This window comes from Rhodococcus globerulus NBRC 14531 (assembly GCF_001894805.1).
Taxonomy (GTDB): Bacteria; Actinomycetota; Actinomycetes; order Mycobacteriales; family Mycobacteriaceae; genus Rhodococcus_F; species Rhodococcus_F globerula.
Map to the genome: position 1 here is coordinate 646,929 of NZ_BCWX01000004.1, position 7,193 is coordinate 654,121.

At 61.3% G+C, this 7,193-nt stretch carries 7 protein-coding genes; 1 reads left to right on the forward strand and 6 read right to left on the reverse strand.

Annotation, left to right across the window (positions count from 1 at the left end; translation table 11 throughout):
* Positions 1-2: 2 nt before the first annotated feature.
* From RG2_RS23665 to RG2_RS23685, 5 genes are read right to left on the reverse strand one after another with little or no spacing between them, the layout of a single operon-like run.
* Positions 3-617, reverse strand: coding sequence for a response regulator transcription factor (locus RG2_RS23665; protein ID WP_033237040.1), 615 nt, complete (start codon positions 615-617; stop codon positions 3-5).
* Positions 614-1,759, reverse strand: coding sequence for a sensor histidine kinase (locus tag RG2_RS23670; protein ID WP_033237039.1), 1,146 nt, complete (start codon positions 1,757-1,759; stop codon positions 614-616). The genes RG2_RS23665 and RG2_RS23670 overlap by 4 nt, the downstream gene beginning before the upstream one ends.
* A gap of 21 nt (positions 1,760-1,780) precedes the next feature.
* On the reverse strand, positions 1,781-2,563 hold the full coding sequence (locus RG2_RS23675) for an ABC transporter permease (protein ID WP_033237038.1): 783 nt from the start codon (positions 2,561-2,563) through the stop codon (positions 1,781-1,783).
* The gene (locus tag RG2_RS23680) at positions 2,560-3,498 is read right to left on the reverse strand and encodes an ABC transporter ATP-binding protein (RefSeq protein ID WP_033237037.1); all 939 of its coding nucleotides are present in this window, start codon (positions 3,496-3,498) and stop codon (positions 2,560-2,562) included. The genes RG2_RS23675 and RG2_RS23680 overlap by 4 nt, the downstream gene beginning before the upstream one ends.
* Positions 3,495-3,731, reverse strand: coding sequence for a hypothetical protein (locus tag RG2_RS23685; RefSeq protein WP_230590439.1), 237 nt, complete (start codon positions 3,729-3,731; stop codon positions 3,495-3,497). Before RG2_RS23685 ends, RG2_RS23680 begins: the two co-directional genes overlap by 4 nt.
* A gap of 233 nt (positions 3,732-3,964) precedes the next feature.
* On the opposite strand from RG2_RS23685, the gene RG2_RS23690 reads away from it, so the two are divergent.
* Positions 3,965-6,052 carry a PhoX family protein gene (locus RG2_RS23690; RefSeq protein WP_033237035.1) on the forward strand — a complete coding sequence of 696 codons (2,088 nt, stop codon included), beginning with the start codon at positions 3,965-3,967 and terminating at the stop codon, positions 6,050-6,052.
* Positions 6,053-6,132: 80 nt separating this feature from the next.
* Here RG2_RS23690 and RG2_RS23695 read toward each other — a convergent pair.
* The coding region (locus RG2_RS23695) for a DUF7927 domain-containing protein (RefSeq protein WP_139278897.1) at positions 6,133-7,193 on the reverse strand (1,061 nt) is incomplete at its 5' end.

Consider the following 7,193-nt stretch of genomic DNA (forward strand, 5'->3'; position numbering starts at 1 on the left):
CCCTAAATCCACCCCTGTCGGCGGGCGATCACCGCAGCCTCATGTCGATTGGCCGCACCGAGTTTGGTGACGGCTGAAGACAAGTAATTGCGTGTGGTGCCCGCCGACAGGTGTGCGCGGGTCGCGATCTCTTCTATGGATGCACCGTCGGCCGCGTACTCGAGCACATCCGCTTCCCGCGGTGTCAGCGGTGAATCACCGGCGCCGATCGCTTCGGCTGCCAACGACGGGTCGACGTATCGTCCACCGGAGTGAACGCTGCGAACCACTTCCGCGAGGGTCGTTGCCGACGTCGTCTTGGGAAGGAATCCCCGGACACCGGCCGCGAGCGCCTTCTTCAAGTAGCCCGGACGGCCGTGGCTCGTCACAATGATCGACGCACATCCCGGCACGGATTGTGCGATCTCCTGCGCCGTTTCGATCCCGTCGATACCGGCCATCTGAAGATCCAAAACGGCAACGTCCGGCTGAAATTCCACAGCGGCGACAACGGCTGCTTCTCCCGATTCCGCTTCGGCCACAACAACTATGTCGTCCTCGAGCGAGAGCATCATCGCAAGTGCGGATCGGATGAGATTTTCGTCGTCGGCAAGCAATACCTTGATCGGCTCGGTCACCGAGACTCCTTGATCGGGGAAGAAAAATGTGCGGTCAGCGTGAAGGTACCTTCATCGTGGATGACCTCGAGGATGCCACCAACAGCTGTGACGCGTTCCCGTAGCCCATTCACACCGGTACCGTCACCTGCGCGTTGTTGCACTGCACCGTCGTTGGCTATCGACACGGATTCACCTGTTACCTCGATAACTGCCTGCTGCGCGGAAGAATGACGCAGTATGTTCGTCACGCCTTCGCGGACAACCCACGCTGCGGTTTCCGCCAATTCGATGGGCAGGGCATCTTCAGATCCGCGAATGTCGGTGGTAATTCCCGCCGCCTCGAGCAGTGATCGCGCACCCGCCAGCTCCGACGCCAGTGCAATGGATCGGTAGCCGCGCACCAACTCACGTGCCTCGGCGAGGGATTCCTGTGCGAGATCACGCACTTCGTCCATCTGCTGGGCAGCGCGATCGTCCCCGCGACGCGACAATGTAGCTGCCAGATCACTTTTCACCGCGATTGCCGACAGCGCACGACCGACCACGTCGTGAAGGTCACGCGAAAAGCGGAGGCGCTCTTCGGCTACCGACAGTGCGGCCGCGGCTCCGCGTGCCTCGTCAAGTTCGGTGACCATCCGCAAAAGCCATACCGACAGCTGCACCGTGAAGGTCATGAAACCCGCCACACATGCCACCAGGATGCCGATCTCGGGTCGCCCGGCAAGCGCACACACGCCGGCAGCAACGGCTGCTCCCAGCATCACCCATCGCCACGACACCAAAGCCGCAAACGGCACCGGGACGATCATCGCCAGCCAGAAATACGGACCCTGCCCCGCGTCGTCAGCCGGTAAGGCAATAACCGCAGAGCAGAGCGCCGCCACGGTCATGACCACCACTGGCACCTTCACCGATGCGGTGCTGGTCCCACCCAACTCGGGGATGCGATCCACTGCGACAACGGCTGCGGCCGCGCTGATCACAACGAAGAGCGCTCCGAGGTAGCGATGCATGGCCGCTTCGGTAATACCGCCGAATATCCCGAAGAAAATGCCGAGGACAAAGAACGACTGACGCGTGTACAGGCGAACCTTGTCGACACTGGACGCCGTTCGCCACGTTCGGGTCGGATTCCAGCGTCCGAAGCTCTCCGCAATCATGCCTACTACCTTCTCAGAGTTCTAAGAGCGAGGTTCCCAACGGAAGTACACATTGGCGATCAGTACCGACCCGACGATCCACGCGACCAGAACCAATAGCGGTTGACCGGCCGATACGAAAGTGTCTGCAAAACTCGCTGCGACGGCGCCGTCGTCAGCCAGTTCGGACGACGTACGCCCCACCCATCCCAGATTCACGAGATCGAGAATCGCAGCCATCGGAGTGAAGTCGAGAACGCGAGCGATGTTGTCCGGCACGACATTTCTGATGCTCGACATCCCCGCAGTTGCCAGAATGAGGATCGGCATGCACGTGATCTGCGCGGCTTCCGCATTGCGTGTTACCGCGGAGGTGATGAGCGCCAACGCGGTGAATACGGCGGCGCCACCGATGAACGCCACCAGCACCAGTACGGGATTGGCCGGCACACGCCCACCCAGAACCACCACGGCAATCCCTACAACCACCGTCAGCAGGCCCGTCAGCACCCATGACGGCACTGCAGGGCCGGCCAGAATCTCGGCGTCACTGCACTCCCCTGTGCGCAGACGCTTGAGCACCAGTTCGTCGCGCCGCGTCGAATACACCGACAGCAGGTTGTAGAACACGACAAACACGAGCAGGAAGAGAGCAAAGATCTCGAGGCCCGACGCTACCGCTGTGTCGGACAGACCACCCTCACGCGAGATGATCAGAATTCCGATCGGGAAGATCAGAGGTAGGACTATAGCGTTGAAGAGCAACAGACGGTTTCGGCCCAGAAGGGTGAACTCCGCACGAGAGAGAGTTGCTATGCGGTTCATACCGGCGCCCCTTCGAGTTTGACGTGATGGTCGAATTGATCTGCTATGGACAGAAATACGGTCTCGAGGGATGCTGCCCGCGCATCCAGCCCGGACAAAGCCACGTTGTTGCGCTGAGCCCAGATCAGAAGATCGGTGAGCGTTTCCTGCACGGTGGCAGTAGTGATGACTACCACGTCACCTTCGACGCGCATCTCGGCACCAGGCAGGTTCGGAAGCAGGAGATCCGGCCTGCGCACCTTGATCTGCGCCGGATGATCCGCCACCACCTCGGCAACCGTTCCACTGCGCACTACGGTTCCGCGGTGCATGATCGCCAACTGATCACACAACGACTCGGCCTCGTCCAGATAATGCGTCGTCAACATGATGGTGACGCCAGAGGACTTCAACTCCGCGATCAATTGCCAAGTATTACGCCGACTTTCGGGGTCGAGACCCGTCGTCGGCTCATCCAGGAACAGCACCAGCGGTTGACCGATAATGGCACAAGCCAAGTCAAGTCGACGCGCTTCGCCGCCCGAGAGGAACTTCACGCGGGTGTCACTGCGATCGCGCATGTCGACTCGCTCGAGCACCTCGTCGACCGGCAGGGGATTCGAGCAGGTTCCGGCCCACATCGACAGACTCTCGCGAGCTGTGAGATCTTGAGGGAGGCCGCCCTTTTGGAGCATGATGCCCAAGCTCGGACGGAGTTCTCGGCGCTCCCGAACCGGATCCATACCCAGCACGCGCACCGATCCGTCCGTTGCCCGCGAAAGTCCTTGGATTACTTCGAGACTGGATGTCTTTCCGGCGCCGTTAGTTCCGAGCAGTCCGAACAGCTGACCCTCCGCGACAGTCAGTTCGAGATCGCGGACCGCGTAGAACGCGTCTTTTCCGGAACCGTAGCGCCGGGACATGGCCTCAACCTCGATAACCGGATCGCCCTTCATCGCGCAGCCTCCGATCGGTTCCAGCCGCGCAGCCCGATGGCGAATCGGATACCCGCATAGACAGCAAGAGCAGCAACAAGAATCCAGAACACGGGATTGGAGCCGATGATCGCGAACACCACTCCGATGAGCGCGATATTCACACCGATCACAACAAGTTCACGGCCCATCGTGGGCGCTGGTCCGATGTCCATCAGGTCCGTCAGGAGGCTTCCTTCATGTGGTTCTCTCATGCCACCAAGCCTCGCGGAAAGTCTGAGCCAAAAACAGTGCAGAGCATCATCACCTACGGTGACACTGTCACGGATCGGCGATGACAAATGTCATGAGGCGTCCCCGCGGGGACGCCTCATGAATTACAGGTAAGGGTCGCCTCGTTGTTTTGCCGTTCATTATTACGTTCCTTTACCCTCGCTTACGGCTTCTACGGTTCCCGAGACCATTCAACGAATCTCGGGAGTTCACGGTGGCTATCAAGCCTTTGGCACTGTTTGTCAAACACGACGGTGTGTCCTCACGCGCGTCGATCACCTGCCAGTACAAGTGTGGAAACGCCTGCTCGCACGAGGTGCCCAACACCTCGGAAGGTGCGTACTTCCGCGATATCGCCCGCGCTGCCCTGAGCCGACGCGGCATGTTGCGCGGCAGTGGCATGGCTGTGCTGGCAGTCGGGGCGGGTAGCGCACTCGCCGGCTGCTCGGACGGAACAGCCGAAGCCGCGCCCGGAACCGGCTCGGCAGGCAGCAGCGACGGTGGCACCGGGAGCACGCCGGCCGGCACCAACTTCACCGCCGTCGCCCCCAACAAAGCCGATGCGGTTACCGTCCCGGACGGGTACGAACAGGGCGTCGTCATCCGCTGGGGTGACGCCGTTCTCGCCGGAGCACCGGCCTTCGACTTCGAGAACCAGACCGCGGCAGCACAGGCGCTGCAGTTCGGATTCAACAACGACTTCGCCGGCCTCCTGCCCGTCGAGGGGCAGCCGAACACCTATCTGCTCGTAGTCAATCACGAGTACTCCACCGAACCGGCAATGTTCCGCGGCTACGACGCCGAGAACCCCACCGAAGAGCAGGTCAAGATCGGCCTCGCAAGCCACGGACTCTCCGTCGTACAGGTCAAGGGCGACTCCGGGTCCGGCAAGCTGGTTCCCGAAATCGGCGCCAACAACCGTCGCATCACCGGGACAACCGAATTCCTTCTCACTGGACCTGCCGCAGGCAGCGATTTCCTCAAGACAAGCGCCGATCCGACCGGCACCAAGGTTCTGGGCACGCTCAACAACTGCGCCGGCGGCGTAACCCCCTGGGGCACCGTTCTTTCCGGCGAAGAAAACTTCAATCAGTACTTCGCCAATGCGGAGGCCGTCACCGATCCCATTGTCGCGCCACGTTTGAAGCGATACGGCCTGGCCGGTGGTGCGTCTGAACGTAAGTGGGAACGCTTCGACAAGCGCTTCGATCTGGTGGCAGAACCCAACGAGGTAAACCGCTTCGGATACGTCGTCGAGGTCGACCCGTGGGATCCGTCTTCGACTCCCGTCAAGCACACCGCGCTCGGCCGCTTCAAGCACGAAGCCGCCACCATCTACATCACCTCCGACGGCACAGTCGTGGCTTACAGCGGTGACGACGAGCGCTTCGACTACATGTACAAGTTCGTCTCGAGCCGAAAGATGCAGGACGGTAAGAGCCAAGCGGCCATGCGCCACAACATGACCCTGCTCGACGCCGGAACACTGTACGTCGCAAAGCTCAGCGGAAACTCTGCCGGCGAGATCGACGGAACCGGCAAGCTGCCGTCGGACGGTAAGTTCGACGGAACCGGCGAGTGGGTAGCCATCCTGCGGACCGGCGAAGACGGTAAGGGCGAATCGTTGGTCGACGGCATGAGCGCCGAAGAGGTAGCCGTTTTCACCCGCCAGGCCGGTGACAAGGTCGGGGCAACGAAGATGGATCGCCCCGAAGACTTCGAGGCAAACCCGAAGAGCGGCAAGGTATACGTCGCGCTGACCAACAATACCAAGCGCGGAGTCGACGGCGGCGCAGCGGCCGATGAGGCAAACCCCCGGAACAACAACAAGAACGGTCAGGTCCTCGAAATCGCCGACGATCACGCCGGCACCACCTTCGGCTGGAATCTTCTTCTCGTCTGCGGAGATCCGGCTACAGCTGATACCTACTTCGGTGGATTCGACAAGAGCAAGGTCAGCCCGATCTCGTGCCCGGACAACCTTGCTTTCGACCCGCACGGCAACCTGTGGATCTCGACGGACGGTAATGCACTGAAGTCCAACGACGGACTGTTCAGCGTCGTCCTCGAAGGCGAAAATCGGGGTGAGACAAAGCAGTTCCTCACTGTTCCCGTCGGCGCCGAGACCTGCGGTCCCATCGTGGACGAGAAGCGCGTCATCGTCTGCGTCCAGCACCCCGGTGAAACCGACGATGCCAGCATCGAAAGCCCCGCTTCCCATTGGCCCGACGGCGGCGCCTCCCAGCCTCGCCCGTCGGTAGTCGCCGCCTGGAAGAAGGACGGCTCTCGGATCGGCTCGTAACACTCCACGAAAACGACTGTGGGGCAGATCGCATACTCTGCGATCTGCCCCACATCGTTTACCTCAGATTCTCACGAGAATCAGTTGTCACCATCCTCGCGACGCCTACGCGTCAGGAGAACAACACCCGTTCCCAGCGCCAGCAGCAGAACCAATCCGCCCGCTGCAAGCAACGTGGTGTTCACGCCACTCTCACCAGCGCCACCACCCGAGTTGATCGTTCCACCCTTAGGAGCAGGCGTCGTCGTCTTCGGCTGACCCGGGGTTGCTGTCGGCGGCTTCGGCTGTCCCGGAACCGTGGTCGTAACCGGCTGACCCGGAACCGTCGGCGGGATGACGATCGGAGGAACAACGACGATCGGGGGAATGATGATCGTCGGCGTAACCGGCACCGTCGTGGTCGGCGGCGTCGTGGTCGGCGGGTCCGTCGTGACCGGTGTCGTCGGCGGCGTAGTTGTCGTCACGCCACACGGATCCACAATCTCTTCCGCGACAACTTCTTCTGTCGTGGTTTCGTCCGTGGTGGTCTCCTCCGTAGTGGTGGATTCCTCCGTACCGGTCACATCAGCATCACCGGCAGTGGTCGCGCTAGCCGTCGTCGTCGCAGCCGTGGTGGTCGGAACCACCGTGGTCGTCGTCGGAGGAACACAAGGCTCCGTCGTGACCGGCGGCGTAGTGGTGGTCGTCGGCGGCACCGTAGTGGTGGTCTCCGGCGGGTCTATCGGGTGTTCGGTGCAGAGAGCGTCGCCCGGGACACAGTCCACCGGCGGGTTCTCGCCACCAACCACCAGGTAGTTGTTCAGAACACCCGGAGTGAATCCGGGACCCGACAACGTTCCGATCTCAGGATTGACCTTGACGGTGTACGTCACCGTCGCGCTCTCACCCTTGGCCAGCTTTCCGGTGACCGTGAAGACGTTATCAACGACACCCGAAACAACCAGCGTGGAAGTGGTAGCCGGATCCTTCGTCATTACTGCATCGTCGAGAACATCGGTCAGATCGTCGTAGAAGCTGATCTCACCATCCGCGGTGCCCACATTCTTGAACGTGAGCGTGTACGTGATCTCCTGGCCGCCAACCACACGGTTTGTGGTGGACGGATCAGAGGACTTCAGTACCTCAATTGCGGGAGTGCCCT